Source organism: Glaciimonas soli (assembly GCF_009497155.1).
In the GTDB taxonomy this organism is placed as follows: Bacteria; Pseudomonadota; Gammaproteobacteria; order Burkholderiales; family Burkholderiaceae_D; genus Glaciimonas; species Glaciimonas soli.
In genome coordinates, this window is sequence record NZ_WINI01000009.1 from 268,767 (window position 1) to 287,758 (window position 18,992).

The 18,992-nt window shown below is 49.0% G+C and carries 13 protein-coding genes and 1 other RNA gene; 6 read left to right on the forward strand and 8 right to left on the reverse strand.

What is annotated here, in order from left to right; all coding sequences use genetic code 11:
• From aroA to gyrA, 5 genes are all read right to left on the reverse strand, one after another.
• The gene (gene aroA / locus GEV47_RS17945) at positions 1-1,344 is read right to left on the reverse strand and encodes a 3-phosphoshikimate 1-carboxyvinyltransferase (RefSeq protein ID WP_153236157.1); all 1,344 of its coding nucleotides are present in this window, start codon (positions 1,342-1,344) and stop codon (positions 1-3) included.
• The gene (locus tag GEV47_RS17950; protein WP_322741694.1) at positions 1,345-2,253 is read right to left on the reverse strand and encodes a prephenate dehydrogenase/arogenate dehydrogenase family protein; all 909 of its coding nucleotides are present in this window, start codon (positions 2,251-2,253) and stop codon (positions 1,345-1,347) included. It lies immediately after the preceding gene.
• Between the two features lie 11 nt (positions 2,254-2,264).
• The gene (pheA, locus tag GEV47_RS17955) at positions 2,265-3,341 is read right to left on the reverse strand and encodes a prephenate dehydratase (RefSeq protein WP_153236158.1); all 1,077 of its coding nucleotides are present in this window, start codon (positions 3,339-3,341) and stop codon (positions 2,265-2,267) included.
• A 180-nt stretch (positions 3,342-3,521) separates the two neighbouring features.
• Entirely contained in the window at positions 3,522-4,634 is a 1,113-nt protein-coding gene (serC, locus tag GEV47_RS17960; RefSeq protein ID WP_153236159.1) for a 3-phosphoserine/phosphohydroxythreonine transaminase, read from the reverse strand.
• Positions 4,635-4,711: 77 nt separating this feature from the next.
• Positions 4,712-7,375 (reverse strand): DNA gyrase subunit A, encoded by a 2,664-nt coding sequence (gyrA, locus tag GEV47_RS17965; protein WP_153236160.1) that lies wholly within the window; start codon positions 7,373-7,375, stop codon positions 4,712-4,714.
• A 787-nt stretch (positions 7,376-8,162) separates the two neighbouring features.
• Here gyrA and ompA point away from each other — a divergent pair.
• The 5 genes from ompA to ssrA all read left to right on the forward strand — a co-directional run bounded on the left by ompA (position 8,163) and on the right by ssrA (position 14,965).
• Complete coding sequence (ompA, locus tag GEV47_RS17970; protein WP_153236161.1) at positions 8,163-8,831, forward strand: outer membrane protein OmpA; 669 nt, start codon at positions 8,163-8,165, stop codon at positions 8,829-8,831.
• Positions 8,832-8,958: 127 nt separating this feature from the next.
• Positions 8,959-9,654 carry a bifunctional 2-polyprenyl-6-hydroxyphenol methylase/3-demethylubiquinol 3-O-methyltransferase UbiG gene (gene ubiG, locus GEV47_RS17975; RefSeq protein WP_153236190.1) on the forward strand — a complete coding sequence of 232 codons (696 nt, stop codon included), beginning with the start codon at positions 8,959-8,961 and terminating at the stop codon, positions 9,652-9,654.
• Between the two features lie 54 nt (positions 9,655-9,708).
• Entirely contained in the window at positions 9,709-10,380 is a 672-nt protein-coding gene (locus GEV47_RS17980) for an HAD family hydrolase (RefSeq protein WP_153236162.1), read from the forward strand.
• Between the two features lie 282 nt (positions 10,381-10,662).
• A complete protein-coding gene (locus GEV47_RS17985; protein ID WP_153236163.1) occupies positions 10,663-14,520 on the forward strand; it encodes a DUF748 domain-containing protein in 3,858 nt (1,285 codons plus the stop codon).
• A gap of 84 nt (positions 14,521-14,604) precedes the next feature.
• Positions 14,605-14,965: a transfer-messenger RNA gene (gene ssrA, locus GEV47_RS17990) on the forward strand.
• A 251-nt stretch (positions 14,966-15,216) separates the two neighbouring features.
• On the opposite strand, the gene GEV47_RS17995 is transcribed toward ssrA, so the two are convergent.
• Positions 15,217-16,050: a hypothetical protein gene (locus GEV47_RS17995; protein WP_153236164.1), complete on the reverse strand. Its 834-nt coding sequence runs from the start codon at positions 16,048-16,050 to the stop codon at positions 15,217-15,219.
• Between GEV47_RS17995 and GEV47_RS18000 the strand changes: the two genes are divergently transcribed.
• A complete protein-coding gene (locus GEV47_RS18000) occupies positions 16,049-16,228 on the forward strand; it encodes a hypothetical protein (RefSeq protein ID WP_153236165.1) in 180 nt (59 codons plus the stop codon). The two genes, GEV47_RS17995 and GEV47_RS18000, sit on opposite strands and share 2 nt — an antisense overlap.
• On the opposite strand, the gene GEV47_RS18005 is transcribed toward GEV47_RS18000, so the two are convergent.
• On the reverse strand, positions 16,203-17,306 hold the full coding sequence (locus tag GEV47_RS18005; protein ID WP_153236166.1) for a DUF2515 family protein: 1,104 nt from the start codon (positions 17,304-17,306) through the stop codon (positions 16,203-16,205). The genes GEV47_RS18000 and GEV47_RS18005 overlap by 26 nt on opposite strands.
• A partial coding sequence (locus GEV47_RS18010; RefSeq protein ID WP_153236167.1) for a type VI secretion system Vgr family protein occupies positions 17,303-18,992 on the reverse strand: 1,690 nt, incomplete at its 5' end. The genes GEV47_RS18010 and GEV47_RS18005, both read right to left, overlap by 4 nt.

Here is an 18,992-nt window from a genome sequence, read left to right on the forward strand (position 1 = left end):
TCAAGAGTTACGCACCGACTGCGCTGCGATTTGAGCAAACACGTCAAAATAGTCAGGGAAGGTTTTTGCTACACATTTTGGGTCATTGATACGTAAAGCAGCGCCACGTAAACCCGTGCCATCCAAGGTCGCCAATGAAAAACACATCGCCATACGGTGATCGTCATAAGTGTCGATAGTCGCCGCCTGCAGCTGGGCTGGCGGCGTGATGCGCAGATAATCCGCACCCTCTTCTATTGTCGCACCCAATTTGCGCAATTCGGTTGCCATTGCGCTTAATCTATCCGTCTCTTTGACGCGCCAGCTGGCGATATTGCGCAAGGTACTGACACCATCTGCATACAAAGCAGCGACTGCAATCGTCATCGCGGCGTCGGGAATATGATTGAAATCGGCGTCGATGGCTTTTAGTTTTCCCGTCGACGAAGCTTCTATCCAGTTGTCGCCCATCGTGATGGTCGCGCCCATTTGTTCTAATGCTTCAACAAATCGGACATCGCCCTGAATACTGTTTTTGCCAACGCCTTCGACCCTCACCGGGCCACCTGCGATTGCGCCTGCAGCAAGAAAATAAGACGCCGATGAAGCATCGCCCTCAACATGAATTGTTTTTGGCGCCTGATACTGCTGACCAGCCGCGACCGTAAACGATTGCCAGCCATCACGTGCAACGGTCACGCCGAAACGCTGCATCAAATTCAAGGTAATTTCGATATAGGGCTTGGAAATTAATTCGCCAATCACCTCAATTGTGATCGCGTCATGCTTCGCCATCAACGGCGCAGCCATTAACAAGGCCGTCAAAAACTGACTGGAAACATTGCCACGCACCTGCATCGCATGTTTATGCAATTGACCGCGACGAATATGCAACGGCGGATAACCTGCAACGCCGGTATAGATAACATTGGTGCCGATAGCATTTAATGCATCGACCAAATCGCCAATCGGGCGTTCGTGCATACGCGCCACGCCGTGCAAAGTGTAATCGCCGCCCATCGCCGCCAATGCCGCTGTCAGTGGTCGAATTGCGGTGCCGGCATTGCCCATAAACAGATCGGCTTGATGCGTCGGAAAGCGACCATTACAACCATGCACCGTGTAATTTTGCGTGCCCTCTTGTTGCGTCCATGTGACGCCCAATTGCTTCAGTGCCATCAACATCACCAAAGTATCATCCGAAGCGAGCAAGTCCAGAATTTCAGTCGTACCGTTTGCCAACGCTGCCAATAACAAAGTGCGATTGGAAATGCTTTTAGAACCGGGTAACTTCACCGTGCCTTGCATGTGTGAGGCCGGCTGCAGGTTAATATAAGCCGGGTAGCTCTTTTGTTTCTGTGCCATTTAATTTCCACCTTCTTTATTCTGTTTTTCCGCTGATTCGATTGCTGTTATCCAGTCATGTCGCGCTTGTTGCGCGTTGCTATATATCGCTTCCAGACCAGCACCATCGCCAGCTTCCAGCAAATGGCGCAAACGCATCAATTGTGCTTGATAGACGCTCAACTCACCCAGCAAAGCATGACGATTGGCGAGCGAGATATCGCGCCACATTTCTGGCGATGATCCGGCAATACGCGTGAAATCACGAAACCCGCTTGCGGCATATTGGAACATCACATCAGCTTGCGACTTGTTCGCAATCTGATCGACCAATGCGTAGGCCAACATATGCGGAAAATGGCTGACGGCCGCAAAGATTTCATCGTGCTGTTGCGGCGATAATTGATGAATGATGGCGCCACACAGACGCCATGCTGCAGCAACTTTAGCGACATCTTCCGCGGTGTTTTCTGGCAACGGTGTTAATACGACTTTTTTACCGATATACAGATCAACAATCGCAGCATCTGGCCCATTGCTCTCGCGACCAGCAATCGGATGCCCGGGGACAAATTGCGCAATTTTATTACCTAGCACTGCACGTGCAGCAGCTTCGACATCGCTCTTGGTACTGCCCGCATCCGTGACGATAGTTCCGGCTTGCAGATAGGGGCAAATACTGGTGAGTATCGCGGCCGTTTGCGCGACTGGCGCTGCAATCAATACCAAATCTGCATCAGCCATCGCTTCTTCGACCGAAGCTGCAATCGTATCGATGATCCCCAATGCAAGCGCACGCTGTAACGAAGCCTGACTACGTCCCACACCGACAATCTGCAGCCCCGTTTTGGGATTCTTATTGGCCGCTTTAAGTGCCAAGGCAAACGAACCACCAATTAAACCGACACCAAAAATAACGATTTTTTTCACGGTGTCAGGCTCTAGAGGCTAAATGGATACGAACCAAGCAACTTGAAAAACGCTGCATTTTGCTTAAGTTCAGCCAATGCCTTGGCAACATTTTCATCTTGCTCATGACCTTCTACATCGACATAGAAAAAATATTCCCATGCGCCAGTACGTGCCGGTCGCGATTCAAAACGCGTCATCGAAACATCGTGAGTCGACAGCGGTGACAGCAGCTTATATACAGCACCCGCTTTATTTTGCACCGACAACACCAATGAAGTTTGGTCTTTCCCGCTAGGGTTGGTTTGCAGATGACCGATCACGGCAAAACGCGTACGGTTATGCGGATCGTCCTGAATGTGCGCATGTACGATCAGCACATCATAGGTCTGGGCGGCAATCTCACCCGCGATAGCCGCAACACTGGCGTCGTCACGTGCCATGCGCGCCGCTTCGGCATTCGATGCAACGGCGATACGTTCAATATTGGGGAAATGCTGATTCAGCCAGGCATTGCATTGCGCCAGCGCTTGCGAATGCGCGCAAATACGCGTAATGCCATCCATCGTGCCGTTTTTTGTCATCAGACTATGGTGTACCGGCATTGATACTTCACCGCTAATGTTCAACGTAGTTTGCAATAACAAATCGAGAGTGCGATTGATCACACCTTCAGATGAATTTTCGATTGGTACTACGCCAAAATCGGCGGTCCCGGCTTCGGCCGCACGAAACACTTCATCAATCGATACACAAGCCATGCCTTCGACCGAATGGCCGAATTGTTGATATACCGCTTGCTCGCTAAAAGTACCTGCTGGTCCAAGATAGGCAACCACCACGCGCTTTTCCAAAGCGCGGCAAGCCGACATCACTTCGCGGAAAATGGTTTGTACATCGCCGGCTTGTAACGGGCCAGGATTATTCTCGGCCACTTTACGCAGCACTTGCACTTCACGTTCCGGCCGGAATACAGGAGCGTTGGTTTCCGCTTTGACGTGGCCAACTTCTTGGGCGACTTCCGCCCGACGATTCAATAACACTAAAATCTGCGCATCAAGCGCATCGATTTGTTCGCGTAATGGTTTGAGCTTGTCTTCTATATTCATTTGCTTGCTTCCTAATTTACGTAAGCAGAGCAGGATCGACTTAACTTTTTATGTCCACGCGAAGAGTCTCAGAATGCCATCGACAACTTCAGAGATGGTTGCCACCACCCTGTCATCGACATACCTGGCTCCATACCGCGTGGGCACAAAAAGCCATGCCCACCCTACTCCTGCGTATCTTTACTTGCGCTGTTCGCGCTTCTCAAATTCTTTTAAATAAGTTACCAATGCTTGCACACCTTCCAACGGCATTGCGTTGTAAATAGAAGCGCGCATACCGCCTACGGACTTGTGGCCCTTTAGCTGTAATAACCCACGTTCTTTCGCTCCTTCGAGGAAAGCATCGTTGAGTGCATGGTCATGTAAAAAGAAAGGTACATTCATACGCGAGCGACTGTCGGCTGCGATTTTGGTTTGGTAGAAATCGGTTGAATCTAAGTAATCATATAACAGCGCCGCTTTGGCGATATTACGTTGCTCCATTGCTGCTACACCACCTTGTTTTTTCAACCACTGAAAAACTAACCCTGCGATATAAATCGCATAGGTTGGCGGTGTGTTGTACATCGAATCATTATCAGCGACAATTTTCCAATTGAACGCCGAAGGGCAAGATGTCATCGCATGACCGCCCTCTAGTAAATCTTCGCGCACCACGACAATAGTTAAGCCAGCAGGCCCAATATTTTTTTGCGCGCCACCGTAGATTACGCCGTACTTACTGACGTCCATCTCGCGCGACAAAATGTGGGACGACACATCTGCAATTAATGGCGCATTATTGGTTTCAGCAGCGATGTCCGGCGTGTATTGAAACTCCACACCGTCGATGGTTTCATTACTGCAAATATGCACGTACGATGGATTACTCGACAATTGCCAGGTATCACGCGCTGGGATTTGCGCGAAGTGTTGCGCCTCCGAAGATGCTGCAACGTGAACGTCGCAATAGCGCTTGGCTTCCTTGATCGATTTGACCGACCATGAACCGGTATTGATGTAATCGACTGTTGCCGATTGGCCCTTCAAGTGCGCCAGATTCATCGGGATAATCGCGTTTTCTGCAATCGCACCGCCTTGCAAAAACAAAACTTTGTAATTGCTCGGCACGCCCAGCAATTCGCGAAAATCGCGTTGAGCCGCTTCCAGTATCGACATGAATTCTTTACCGCGATGACTCATTTCCATCACCGACATGCCACTGCCATGCCAATCGAGCATTTCTGCTGCGGCTTGTTGTAACACTTCTTTAGGGAGAACGGCGGGACCTGCGGAAAAATTAAAGATCGTCATGTTGGCACTCGTCGGTAAAAACTAAGATGATGTCAGATGGATAGCGCGAAGCAGTATCCATCCGACAAACAACAATATTACTCAGCGTCGGATTCAGTATCGGTAGCACCGGCTTCTGGAGCCGCAGCATTACCAGTGCCATCCTCAGCCACTTCCACTACTTCCTCTACATCGCTTTCCATTACACGTTGCAGACCGCTCAATTTCGTGCCGTCTTCCACCGCGATCAAGGTAACGCCTTGCGTTGCACGACCCATTTCACGAATTTCTGCTACACGAGTGCGTATCAACACGCCACCTGTTGTGATCAGAATAATTTCGTCACTAGGTTCAACCAGCGTTGCTGCAACTACTTTACCGTTACGTTCACTGGTTTGAATCGCGATCATGCCTTTGGTACCGCGACCATGACGTGTGTATTCCGTAATTGGCGTACGTTTACCGTAACCATTTTCAGTAGCGGTCAACACCGATTGCTGTTCATTTTCAGCCACCAACAACGCGATGACTTGTTGACCATCTTCCAGATTCATACCACGCACACCGCGCGCAGTACGTCCCATCGGACGGACATCGTTTTCATCGAAACGCACCGCTTTACCGGAATCGGAGAACAACATCACGTCATGCTGACCATCAGTTAGCGCAGCACCGATCAGGAAATCGCCTTCATCCAGATCAACCGCAATAATGCCGGCTTTACGTGGATTGCTGAAATCGGACAACGGTGTCTTTTTCACAGTACCCAAACTGGTCGACATGAAGATATAACGGTCTTCAGGGAACGTGCGATTATCACCAGACAACGGCAATACCACGGTAATTTTTTCACCGTCTTGCAGCGGGAACATATTGACGATAGGTTTGCCGCGTGAGTTGCGCGAACCTTGCGGCACTTCCCAGATTTTCAACCAATACAAACGACCACGATTACTAAAGCACAGGATGTAATCGTGCGTGTTGCCGACAAACAGTTGATCAATCCAGTCATCATCTTTAGTCGCCATGGCTTGCTTGCCGCGGCCGCCACGTTTTTGCGCGCGATATTCGGACACTGGTTGCGATTTCATATAGCCAGTGTGCGACAACGTGACTACCATGTCTTGCGGCGTAATCAAATCCTCAGTGCCGAGATCGGTCGGATTGTGCTCAATCTGCGAGCGGCGCGCATCTTTATTACCGTATTCGTTTTTAGCCGCAGTCAATTCGTCAGTAATGATGACAGTGACGCGCTCCGGCTTGGCCAAAATATCCAGCAAGTCAGCGATTTCAGCCATCACTTCTTGATATTCGTTGACGATCTTGTCTTGTTCCAAACCAGTCAAACGTTGCAAGCGCATTTGCAAAATTTCTTGCGCCTGATCGTCGGATAGTTTGTACAAACCATCGGCTTGAATACCATAGTGCGTCGGCAGATTATCTGGACGGAAGGCGTTGATGCCGCCGGTGTTTTCTGCACCGGTACGCTCCAGCATGTTGCGCACCACGGATGAATCCCAGGCACGTTCCATCAAACCTGTTTTCGCCACTGGTGGCGTTGGTGCGGCTTTGATGATGGCGATGAAGTCATCAATATTGGCCAATGCAACCGCCAAACCTTCCAGCACATGACCACGCTCGCGCGCTTTGCGCAATTCGAACACAGTGCGGCGTGTGACCACTTCACGGCGATGCGACAAGAAGCATTCCAGCATTTGCTTCAAGTTCATTAACTTCGGCTGGCCGTCAATCAACGCCACCATATTCATACCGAAGGTGTCTTGCAGTTGCGTTTGCTTATAGAGATTGTTGAGCACGACTTCCGCGACTTCGCCGCGTTTGAGCTCGATCACCATGCGCATACCGGATTTATCGGATTCGTCACGAAGATCGGAAATACCATCGAGTTTTTTATCGCGATGCAATTCGGCGATACGTTCGATCAAGGCTTTTTTATTGACTTGATATGGCAGCTCATCAACGATGATCGCAGTACGCCCTTCACGGCCGTACTCTTCAAAGTGCGTTTTAGCGCGCATGACAACGCGGCCGCGACCAGTGCGATAACCGTCACGCACACCGGAAACGCCATAAATAATGCCGCCCGTCGGGAAATCCGGCGCCGGGATAATTTCGATCAGTTCGTCTATCGTCGCTTCTGGGTTACGCAATACATGCAATGCGCCATTGATAACCTCGGTGATATTGTGCGGCGGAATATTAGTCGCCATACCAACCGCGATACCGGATGCACCATTGATCAGCAGATTCGGAATACGCGTCGGCAATACCGACGGTTCTTTCTCTTTGCCGTCATAGTTAGGCACAAAGTCGACGGTTTCTTTATCGATGTCAGCCAGAATATCGCTGGATATTTTAGCCAGACGACATTCGGTATAACGCATCGCCGCAGCGCCGTCGCCGTCAATCGAACCGAAGTTACCTTGGCCATCGACCAGCATATAACGCAGAGAAAACTCCTGCGCCATCCGGACTAAAGTGTCATAAATAGATTGGTCGCCATGCGGGTGATATTTACCCATGACTTCACCGACCACACGTGCACATTTGACGTAGGGACGGTTCCAGACGTTGTTCATTTCATGCATGCCGAACAAGACCCGACGATGCACCGGCTTGAGGCCGTCACGCGCATCCGGTAGCGCACGTCCGACGATCACGCTCATGGCGTAATCGAGGTAACTCTTGCGCATTTCTTCTTCGAGGGAAATTGGGATAGTTTCTTTAGCGAATTGATCCATTAGCGAGTAGACGAGTCTTTACTTAGGTTGATAGGTCATGAATAGAAGCCGCAAGGACAGAGACCGCACGGGCGAACTGGCTATCACTAAACAGATAAGCCAGCCTATATAGCAATCGTGCAGCATCAGCAGTATTTCCTAGTCGACATACGTAGCAGTGGCGAATGTCACCAAGGATGCTCATTACAACGTGCGATTTTAACATGCGACGTACTTCACTTCACCTTTTCTGGCACCAAAGCATAGTCAGATCCGATTTAACGAAAGCAGCACAGCAGATCATCGCCATTACGAGCCATATTAATTAATCAAAGACTAATAAAGCAACGTACACCTAAAGTTGCCATACGCCTAAAAAAAATAAAGATGCTACGACAACCAGAGCAGATTATTGGAGCCGGGAAATTGCGACTTGTTAACACTCGCAACAGTGAATTATTAATTGCAATTTAAGCAATAAATTTAAACCCAAATGATCGTATCGCCATTTCCATCGACAATTAAGCAAAATAATGCGGTTATTTTTTACAAATCGATATATGATGTTGCCGAGACATAAGTTTTCATTATGTTACGTTGTATAAAAACAACGAAGCACAAAAAACGTGTGCATGAACATTTGGCATACATCACTAGCAACACCTGCATGTGGCAGAATGGTGATCAGTTAATTGCATGTGGCTAATTTCACATGTAAAAGCTCGTATCACGTGGTATTATCCAATTTTTGATGTCGTATATTTAGTTGCGCAGTTAATCTGCGGATATCTCAACCGAGAGGAGAAACATGAATAAATTAGCAAAACTCGTCTTCGCTGCGTCCGCAGTCGTCGCAATGACCGCTTCCGCGCAGACAATCACAGATATCCAAGCAAAAACCCCATACAGTGCTTACGTGCAAGATGCACGTGGCGTAATCGCACGTGATCCGTACGGTCTATGCTGGCACACTGGCTACTGGACACCAGCCGATTCAGTACCAGGTTGCGATGGTGAAATTGTTAAAGTTGCTGAAGCTGTTGTAGTTCCACCACCAGCGCCAGCACCAGTTGCTGAATCACAAAAAATCAAATTAGCAGCAGACACATTGTTCAATTTCGACAAGTCGACATTGAAACCAGAAGGCGTTGCTAAACTGGATGAGTTGTACGGTAAATTGCAAGAGATCAACCTGGAAGTCATCATTGCTGTTGGTTACACTGACTTGTACGGTAAATCTGCTTACAACCAAAAACTGTCAGTACGTCGTGCTGAAGCAGTTAAAGCGTACTTGGTAAGCAAAGGTATTGAATCGAACCGTATCTATACCGAAGGTAAAGGTATGAGCAATCCATTGGTACCTAAGACAATCAAATCTGCTACTAAAGCTGGTCAAGCACAACAAGCTCCAAACCGTCGCGTTGAGGTTGAAGTTGTTGGCACGACAAAAGTTGGCGGCCCAACTTTAACTAACTAATAGTTAAATTTGAGTTCAAACTCAGTAAGAGTTCGAAAAAACCTCGCTTCTGCGAGGTTTTTTTTCGTCATCACTGTCGCCATCATTTTCATCATCACGACAGCACTTTCCAGCTATCATTATGCCTATGAACGCAGATCCATCAGAACTCCAAAAATTCAGTGACATTGCCCACCGCTGGTGGGATCCCGATGCCGAATTTCGTCCTTTACATGAAATCAATCCATTGCGCCTTGAGTGGATCAATGCCGCCATTCCTCTTGCGGGAAAGAATGTCCTCGACGTAGGTTGCGGCGGTGGAATATTGACCGAATCCATGGCGAAAAAAGGTGCCAATGTGACTGGCATCGACCTCTCCGAAAAGGCATTAAAAGTTGCTGATTTGCATAGCCTGGAATCTGGCATTCAGGTGCGCTATGAAAAGATTTCGGCAGAGGAATTCGCTGCGCGTGAGGCTGGGCAATTCGATCTCGTTACTTGTATGGAAATGCTGGAACACGTACCAGACCCCGCTTCCATCGTGCGTGCTTGCGCTGGTTTAGTGAAACCGGGCGGAAAAGTATTTTTTTCAACATTAAACAGAAATCCAAAAGCCTATCTGTTTGCCGTACTTGGTGCTGAATATGTACTGCGCATGCTCCCAAAAGGGACACATGACTACGCAAAATTCATTACGCCTGCCGAACTGGCACAATTTGCGCGCAATGCAGACTTAACGGTCAATGGCTTAAAAGGGATGAGCTACAACCCTGTCACGCGTATCTATTCGCTCAATCAAGATACCAGTGTGAATTATTTAATGGCTTGCACCCGGCCGGCATAATTGTTCACATGGCGCCTTAGTAATTAACCAATTCATTTTTCACCAAGAGTCTCTATGTCATTATCCGCACCACGTGCCATTTTGTTTGATCTCGATGGCACACTTGCCGACACTGCGCCAGATCTGGCAGCAGCAATGATGCGTCTGCAAAGTGAGCGTGGACTCACTCTTACCGCTTATGAACACCTGCGCCCAGTTGCCTCTGCTGGTGCACGTGGTTTGATTGGCGTTGCCTTTGGCATCAAGCCGGGCGAAGATGAATACGAAGATTTACGTGTCACCTTTCTTAACCATTACGCAGAAGCGCTCGCTGTAAAAAGCCACCTATTCGACGGAATAGCGCATTTGCTTGAAGACATACAGCATCAGCAGCTGCAATGGGGCATCGTGACCAACAAAGCCTCGCGCTTTACCGATCCTCTGGTGCCGCAAATCGGTCTACAAGACGCCGGCTGCGTCATCTCCGGTGACACTACTCCACATACCAAACCGCATCCCGCACCGTTGTTGGAAGCTGCGCGACGCCTGGATGTAATGCCTTCCCAATGCTGGTATGTAGGCGACGACTTACGCGATATCCAAGCCGGTCGCGCCGCCGGTATGGTCACTATTGCAGTCGGTTGGGGCTATGGCGGCCATGTCGCACCGAGCACATGGGAAGCAGATGCACTTATCAGCACACCGGCTGAATTGATCGCGTTAATTCGGCAGTCACAAGCTTCTTAGAGCCTATGCAAGGTTGCGTGATTAGATCGCGAACAGATTCAAAACTGTTATCCGTCAAAAACCTTGATGCCTGCTGAGTAGTCCAGAAGTTTGCGTGCTGTTCTGCGCATTCTTCAACCAACGCCTTCAGCAATGCAGAGTGAACGAAACCCTTAGGATTTAAGGGCTGTACTAGCTGCACTTATCGCTAAAAAACGCGCATTACTCTCGTAAACCGCATGGCTCTGGCTCAATAGACTGTGTCGGTATATCATTCCTTACCAGTAACGAAAAACAACCACTATGGCAAACTCTCCCCGCCCTGCTTGGCTAACTCGTACTCTGCGCTGGACTGGCATATTTATCGCCGTACTGGCAGTGCTGGCCGTTATCAGTTGGATCGCGGTGCCGCCGCTGGTAAAACACTTGGCGGAACAACAAATTGAACAACAAATTGGTCGTAAAGCGACTATTGGAAAAATCGCTTTTAACCCACTGACGTTAAATTTAACTACCTCAGATTTCACGCTCTACGAACCGGACAAAATCACCCCCGCGTTATCGTTCAAAAGCCTGACGGTCAACGCATCACTGGCGTCCATCATTCATTTGGCACCAGTATTGGATGAAATAAAACTAAGCTCTCCAACTGTGCATTTGATACGTACCAGTGCCGCCGGCATCGGTCGTTATAATTTTTCTGACATTATTGACCGCATACTGGCCAAGCCCAAAACCGAGGGCGAAACCAAATTTTCCATCGAGAATATTCAGCTCGATAACGGCACCATTAAGTTTGACGACAAAGTCACCGGCAAAGAAATCAATGTCGCTGCACTTAATATCGGTGTGCCGTTCATTTCCAACCTTAACCGCGACATCAATACCTTTGTACAACCGAAACTTAGCGCAACGATAAACGGTACGCCATTTGCATTGAAGGGCCGTTCTAAGCCGTTTGCGGGCAGTCAGGAAACCACACTAGCGCTCGATATTGATCAACTTGATGTTGCCAGTTACGTCGGCTTTTCTCCGGTCGCTTTGCCGTTGACGATACAAAGTGCCAAGCTCTCGACCAAACTCGATCTGAATTTTGCGCGGGCTAATAGCAAGCCTGAAATCAATTTATCAGGCGATATCAAACTCAGCGATATCGCCCTCGCAGATAAGAGCGCAACTCCTGCCCCGCTACTCAAAGCACAGACCCTGGATACCCAGATCGGGAAATTCGACCTGATGACTACCACTGCAGTGATCGATAAAGTCACTCTGCAAGCACCAGAAATCTGGGCGGCAATGAATACAGATGGCAAGCTCAATTGGGCAACACTCGGCGAAGCTAACTCTGCCAAGGCATCAGAAAAAGCCGATGCTGCGACCACTAAGGCAGCACCCAAGGCTGCTCCGGCCATCGCGCTCACGCAATTAAACATTAACGACGGTGTGATTAACTGGACCGATGCATCCAACGCATCACCAAAGATGGAGATGCAATTAAAAAATCTGACGGTCGATGCAAAGCACATCTCATTGGCTGCCAATGCACCACCCGCTGCCATCACCGCCTCTGTCGGCAACGCTGGAGATCAAGCCATAAAATTTACAGGGTACGTTTCGCCTGCAACCGCGGCGGTCAATGGTGAAGCAAGCATTGATGATTTATCGCTGGCGCAATACCAACCGTATTTGAACGGTGCATTGGCCGCTGATCTGTCCGGTCAACTTTCGTTAAAAACTCAAGTGGCAGTCGCAGATGGCAAGGTGTTGCTCACCCAATTAGGCGTCGACATCGACAATGTCAAACTGGCTGGCAAACCGGCCAGCAATGGTAGTCTGGCCGTGAAAAAAATGAGCTTGACTGATGCCAGTGTCGATGTGGAAAAACATCTGTTCAACGCAACAGCACTCACCATCGCCGGTATACAAACCGATGTGCGACGCGATGCACGTGGCCAAATAAATCTACAACAATTTGCCAAAAACGCAAAAAAACCGACTAAAGCGCGGGTAACATCTTCAGCTAAGAAAAGTAGCGCTCCAGAATGGCTCGCCAATCTGAATACTGTCGCTGTCACCGATAGCAATGTCTCATTCAAAGACTATAGCGTTACACCGACAGCAGCATTTAGTGTTGATGGCTTCAATCTCAAACTCGAAAATGTTTCCAGCAAGTTGGATAAACCCACCAAAATATCGCTAGATACACGGGTCAACAAAACAGGAAAACTCAAGATCAACGGCACTGCTGCTGCACAGCTTAAATCATTTGATCTGGCGATTGACGCTCTCAATCTGCCGATTCCGGCACTGCACCCGTATTTGACGAATCTCTTTAATGTGACCTTGACCAGCGGTCTTGCACACGCCAAAGGCAGACTGCAACTCACTCCGCCGACAGCCCGGCAGACATTGATTGCGCGCTATAACGGCATGGTGCGTTTTACCAATTTTCATTTGGTCGATAAAGTAAACGGCTACGACTTTTTAAAATGGAAATTACTCGATGTTAGTGGCATTAATGCCGATATCAACGGTCCACGTCAAAATGTCACACTAGGAAAAATCACACTGAATGATTTTTTTGCGCGCGTAATTCTATCGCCGACTGGCCGCTTAAATTTACTAGACATGCGCGTGTCCAAAGTCGGGAAAAAATCAGTTGTATCAGAAGCCGCAACAAAATCCGGGGCGAAAGCTGCTCCTGCACCGGAATCCGAGCCAGCGGCGCCTGCTGGCTCACCTGCACTTGCACCTGATGCTGCTGCCGCTGCGGCAGCATCGGCGGAGGCTGCAAGTAGTGTCGATAATGAAGAAGCTGCTGCCACGGTCGCCGTCGATAAAACGGTTAAAGGCGACACCACCGCTGCCACCTTACCAAGCAAACCTGCGACCGATAGCAACGCGCCGGCACCGATTATTCACATTGGTCAAATCGTGCTAAAAAGTGGCAACATCAATTTCACCGACAACTTCATCAAACCTAATTACACCGCCAACATGACCGGTATGAACGGGACCATCGGTGCAATCGCTTCGGACAAACCCGCGCCAGCACCAATTGACATCAAGGGAAAAATTGATAATGACGCACCAGTCGCCATTTCCGGGACGTTTAACCCACTGTTCAAGCCAATGTTTTTGGATATCAAAGGCAGTGCCGACGGCGTTGAACTGCCGCGTTTGACATCCTATGCTGCCAAGTATGCCGGCTACGCCATCGTTAAAGGCAAGCTGTCTATGGAGGTCGAGTACAAAATTGAAGAACAAAAGCTGACTGCGCAAAATCATTTGAAGATTGATCAATTCACCTTTGGCGATAAAATCGATAGCCCGACAGCGACCAAACTTCCGGTACGTTTAGCCATCGCGCTGCTGAAAGATCGCAACGGTGTGATCGACATCAATTTGCCGATTAGTGGCTCGTTGTCTGATCCGCATTTCTCGATGGGTGGCATCATCATCCGCGTCATCGTCAATCTGATCGTCAAAGCCGTTACCTCACCTTTTGCGTTGATCGGCAATATGTTTGGCAGCGGCGGCGCGGATTTGAGCTATATCGAATTCAAACCCGGTTTAGCCACCCTCACACCGGAAAGCAAAGCCAAACTCGATACGCTAGTTAAAGCCCTGATTGATCGTCCAGCATTAAAAATGGATATCATCGGTCGGGTTGACCCAGACACTGATACTGTTGGGCTAAGACAAGCTATGCTGAATCATAAAATGAACGCCTTGAAACAAAAACATGCGCCACACCAAGCTGCTGCTGAAACGCACGCTGAAACCGCAGCAGATACAGACATCGCGGGCGACACTACTGCCGCCAAAGAGCCGCAAGAAATCACCCTGACTGACGCCGATAAGGCGCAATACATGGAAAAAGTCTACAAAGACGAAAAATTCGACAAACCTCGCAACATGATCGGTTTCACTAAATCGTTGCCAGTGCCAGAAATGGAGAAATTAATCCTGACTAACGCCAAAGTTACACCGGATGAGTTACGTAATCTGGCCGACCAACGTGCTCAAGCGGTGCGCGATTATCTGCAGAACGTCGGCAAAATTCCGTTGGATAGGGTATTCCTGATCGCCCCAAAATTGACCGCAGACGGCATTAAAGACAAAGGCAAGCCAAATCGGGTGGATTTTTCCATGAAGTAAATGCAACAAAAGCGCTGTGAAACATCGCACTATCACAGCGCCGGCACAACATGCAGGCTAAGTGCGTTACAATAGAGTCTGCTTGGGGGCGACCTGGTTTCGACGTGGGTTACAAAGCAGCGCAGGGCATACCGAGGGCTGGCTACCTCGTAAATACAACCAGAAAATATATAACTGCAAACGATAACTCGTACGCACTAGCAGCTTAATCGCTGTCTAGCTCTACACCATCTCGTCTCTGGGGTGGGCTGGCAACAGCAGTAGAGTCATTTACAGAGAATCGCTTTTAGTCGGGTTACCTGGCTAAAAGTTAAATTTAGGTAACTCGTTTGACCGCAGCGTGTGCGTCCGCGTCGGCCAGATTAAATCAAATGGCAGCACTAAGTATGTAGAACTGTCTGTAGAGGACTTGCGGACGCGGGTTCGATTCCCGCCGCCTCCACCATCACAAACCATCCCAGACTCCGCCAGACCGTGTAAATGCTAGATGTTACAAAAGCTAATCGGTCTGGCGAGGGCTGGAAAGGTCTCCGTTTTCGCCCAAATTTCGCCCACGTTTATTGTTTGTGCCGATGATCCAAAATTTTGCACAGTGGTCGCTATCGCAGATCGTATGAATCGAATGGGAATGCAGGTGATTCGCAATTTCCTAGAAGAAGTGCTACCTGTGGGCAGGCTGATGATGACTGAGCGTCGTTAATTTATCTCCCCCTGCCTAATCCATCCCGGTGCTAACGTCTCACCATCAGGGTCAATATACGTTTCATCAATGTGGTATTGGGAGGAGATTTTTCGTTCAGCTTCTCCGCGCAGTTTTGCCAGTCGTTTGCGCTCGGCAGGATACAATTCTTTGTAGCGTGGGCGGTCTTTTTTGTCAAAGTAGGCACGCTCTACGGCATTGGCGCTTTTAAAATTTAACGAAACTAAGTAAGCCCCTGGCTGATTTGGATCCATTTTGTCTGGATTACGCACAAAGGTCACATCTAGATACACCTCATTGGCGTAAAATTTCCAGTCTGTATAGTCGTTTATTTTCATCCATTCATCTAGCGCCGGTACATAGTTTGCATCGACAGAATAATTGCTATTACCCCCCGCCTGCGAATAGAGTAAGGCATCGCGCCCACTGAGGCGAGGATTGTAGACACCAATTTCTCTTTTCCATCCCGCATTTTGGATAGTTTTGAGTAACGCATAAAATTGGTGCAGAGCTATAGCATGAGAATTTGTAGAGTTGGGAGATATCGCAACGCTGAGATCAAAATTATAAATTCCCTCTTCTGGAAAATCTTGCGGTAGTGCCGTCCCCATAATACTCAACACATAAGGAACGCTAAAACTGTTGTTTCCATGGTCAATACGCACAGTGCCAAGCTGTCGATTAGTTAGTTGATCTGATTTCCAATCGACATCATAAAAAACAATTTCGCCATTTGCATTTTTGTCGTTGGCATGTACTGCATTTGGGTACATATCTACCCACTCTCTACCTTGTTGACCAAGACGGATGGTGACTTCTTTAGGGCTCATGGAACTATCTCCTTCTGTTGATTTTGTAGTGTTGGTCACCAGTGATTTCTTTGCTGACGACAAGGGAGTTGTCGACCATACCAAAACGGATGCCAGTAGGAAGCCGACAATAGAACAAGTCATCACGATGCGTTTACGCCGGATTGATTTGCTCATTTCTTTGCCATCCGATTTTTAAGTGCTTCCATCCCGGTATCCTGATACCAGGTCGCTATGGTGCTTAATTCACTCTCCATGAATTCTGTCTTTTCTTGCATCAAACCATGAAATTTCAAAGCGGCCTGTTTAATCCATTGCATCCGACTCTCAAAATCGTTTACCACCGTATCCAGCGGTGCTACCGATTTCAGTTGAGGATCATCAACAGTACAAGCACTGGTAAACACCAGCTCCAGCTCTGGTACCACGGCTTTTACCATGTTGATCGTAGCAGATGCCCCCCCATCATCATAAGGTATTGCCCCATCTTGCATAGGGTCCGGCATATGGCTAACCCCGCGCCCAACCCTCTGTGCTGTCAGTACTTTCTTTAAAACAGGGTTGTTGTCGTAGATCAGTGGTTGCAGGATGTTGTGCTGCTCATGTTGGGCGACCAACATCAGATGCTTAAACTGATATGCGGGTTTATCAATTTTAGTGGCATTTTCAAATTCCCCAATCACGTCAAACGCTTTAAACATCTCTGGCGTAATCGGCAGATTATGGAGTTTCCCCATTGCGTCCTGATACCACGGCAATTGCCGCATGTGGTCTTTTATTTTTGGAACAAATTCATCAATTTTGGGACGCTCAGCAGCACATTGCTTGAAACCCTTCGGATCCCTTGCCCAAAACCAGTGGGTGGTGGCGATGTCGATAAATAGCCAGAAATTACCTTTCCCAAAACTCTCCACCACTGACTCCGGCGCCAATCCCATCTGCCACGATTCCAATGCACAGGCTACCGTCTTGCTGGCTAGAGCGCCTAGAGCCATCCAATAGAAACGACCTTTCTTATTCACATCACTGAAATCTTCTTTCTCCAGATAAAAGCGTGCATAGGTTGCCGCAATACGACGGGCACGCGCACTGTAATCATTTATTAAGGTGTATTCGTCATGCGGTTTATCATAGGTGCTCAAGCGTGTGTAAGAGAACAATGTTCCCATCGACCACATAACGCTGCAACTGCATTGCAAATCGACGCAAGTGCCTCGCGTGCTGTTGGTCATCGCGGTAACGGACGTTGGGGTTCTGCTGATCACTTTACTATTCATGAAGAGGTTCCTTGATTATTATTTTCATCGTCTGCCGGGCTGTTTTGCGTGACTTTAAATTGGGATATATGCAAACCAAACTTGAGCGCTTGTTCTTCTGGCGTCGTCACCGATGGGCTTTTGCCAAACCGTTCGGTTTGGCTGTTGTGCCCTTCGTCTTGATGCTGTAACGCGTAGGGCATGTTTGCCATCGGCTCGCCACTGGCACTCCGCACACTGAACGTTTCGTCGAATACGCCAGCTGCGGTAAAACCTTGTACATTCACACTGCTTCCCTGCGAATCGGTAATCGTCGGATGATCGCTCTGCATTTTCAAAATCCTCCCATTAATCACTATCATATCCGGCGTCATGCGGATATAACTTTCGCCCACTTGCAGCAAGATGTACTTCTTGCCGCTGATGGTGGCGCCATCATTTACTGATGTCATTGACAGCGTTTTATCTGCGGTATATTCCATCGTATTGTGTTGTGCTTGATGGATGACTTTCCCTTTGTTGGCAATCTGCCGGATATCGCCATCGACCGCAAAACCTTCGATGTTGTTTCTTGCCGTATGCGAAATATCACCCATCGCATAATGTTGCTGATTGCCACCGGCAACGGTGTCGATGTGTTGACCGGCATAATGCGTTTGATCTTTTGGCGTGGCGCTGGCGATGCCAGCGGGGGAACTGATGGCGATGATAGGTTGTTGTGGTGCCGTGCCATTTTTCAAATTAACTTCATCACCTTTGCAGTGACCAAGGGCTTCGACGGCGTTGGTGAGTGCTTGTTGTGGTTCGGTGTCACGCGGTGAACCTTCGTGCGTGGCAGCGGATTGGCCCAGACCTTTGGCGATGCGGATGGCCTCTTCCAATTCGCGGATCAGTTCGTCACGGCTGAGCATGCTACCAGCCGCTTTCGGGCGCGCATCGGTACTCAATAACATGCCTTCCGCAGCGCGTATTACGGCTGCGCCATCGGTGCGGGCTTCTAGCCCTTCGCCGCGTTCATCCTTGCGCCCTGCGTTATCTTCAATCCGGGCGATATGTCCCAGGCTGATTTGACTGTGCTGATGATCACTTTTAAATTGTGCTTGTATCTTCTCTTGCGTGTCGTCGAAGATCAAATGGTTGCTGCGCCCGTTGGCGCTGTTGCCGCCATTGTCGCTAAACTCGCGGGAGCGTATGCCGGATAACGCTTGCTGGCTGGGCAAATTCCATGGCGGCAGATTATTTTGGTTATTAACGGCGCCGATAATGATCGGGAGATCCGGATTGCCGCCGATGAAATCGACGATGACTTCGCTGCCGATGCGGGCGATAAACGTCATGCCAAGCTGGTTACCTGACCAGAGCTGATCGGCACGTATCCAGCAACTGCTGTTTTCGTTATTCAGGTCACGTCGATCCCAGACAAATTGAATTTTGATGCGACCGAGCGTATCGGTCCAGACCGGCTGATTGTCCGGGCCAACCACACGCGCAACGCTAGTGCGCATCACTGGACTCGGCGTGACGCGCTCGGGGCGGTAGGTGTTGCCCTTCAGCGGCACCACTTCGAAGTCACAATGGATGGTAAATTGTTGATGCGGGGCATCGGCACGCTGGGTTTCTTGTCCGACGTCTTCGATGGTCAGATCGGTGGCAATAATCAGATAGTCGATATTGGCCGCAATGGTCGGATGTTCAGTCTGTCGGTAG

What these genes read in the sequence shown, in the direction of transcription:
- GEV47_RS17995 (WP_153236164.1), bottom strand. Translation starts at nt 16,050, where the DNA reads ATGAGCCCTAAAGAAGTCACCATCCGTCTTGGTCAACAAGGTAGAGAG.
- serC (WP_153236159.1), bottom strand. Translation starts at nt 4,634, where the DNA reads ATGACGATCTTTAATTTTTCCGCAGGTCCCGCCGTTCTCCCTAAAGAA.
- GEV47_RS17985 (WP_153236163.1), top strand. Translation starts at nt 10,663, where the DNA reads ATGGCAAACTCTCCCCGCCCTGCTTGGCTAACTCGTACTCTGCGCTGG.
- GEV47_RS18000 (WP_153236165.1), top strand. Translation starts at nt 16,049, where the DNA reads ATGGAACTATCTCCTTCTGTTGATTTTGTAGTGTTGGTCACCAGTGAT.
- ubiG (WP_153236190.1), top strand. Translation starts at nt 8,959, where the DNA reads ATGAACGCAGATCCATCAGAACTCCAAAAATTCAGTGACATTGCCCAC.
- GEV47_RS18005 (WP_153236166.1), bottom strand. Translation starts at nt 17,306, where the DNA reads ATGAATAGTAAAGTGATCAGCAGAACCCCAACGTCCGTTACCGCGATG.
- aroA (WP_153236157.1), bottom strand. Translation starts at nt 1,344, where the DNA reads ATGGCACAGAAACAAAAGAGCTACCCGGCTTATATTAACCTGCAGCCG.
- pheA (WP_153236158.1), bottom strand. Translation starts at nt 3,341, where the DNA reads ATGAATATAGAAGACAAGCTCAAACCATTACGCGAACAAATCGATGCG.
- ompA (WP_153236161.1), top strand. Translation starts at nt 8,163, where the DNA reads ATGAATAAATTAGCAAAACTCGTCTTCGCTGCGTCCGCAGTCGTCGCA.
- GEV47_RS17980 (WP_153236162.1), top strand. Translation starts at nt 9,709, where the DNA reads ATGTCATTATCCGCACCACGTGCCATTTTGTTTGATCTCGATGGCACA.
- gyrA (WP_153236160.1), bottom strand. Translation starts at nt 7,375, where the DNA reads ATGGATCAATTCGCTAAAGAAACTATCCCAATTTCCCTCGAAGAAGAA.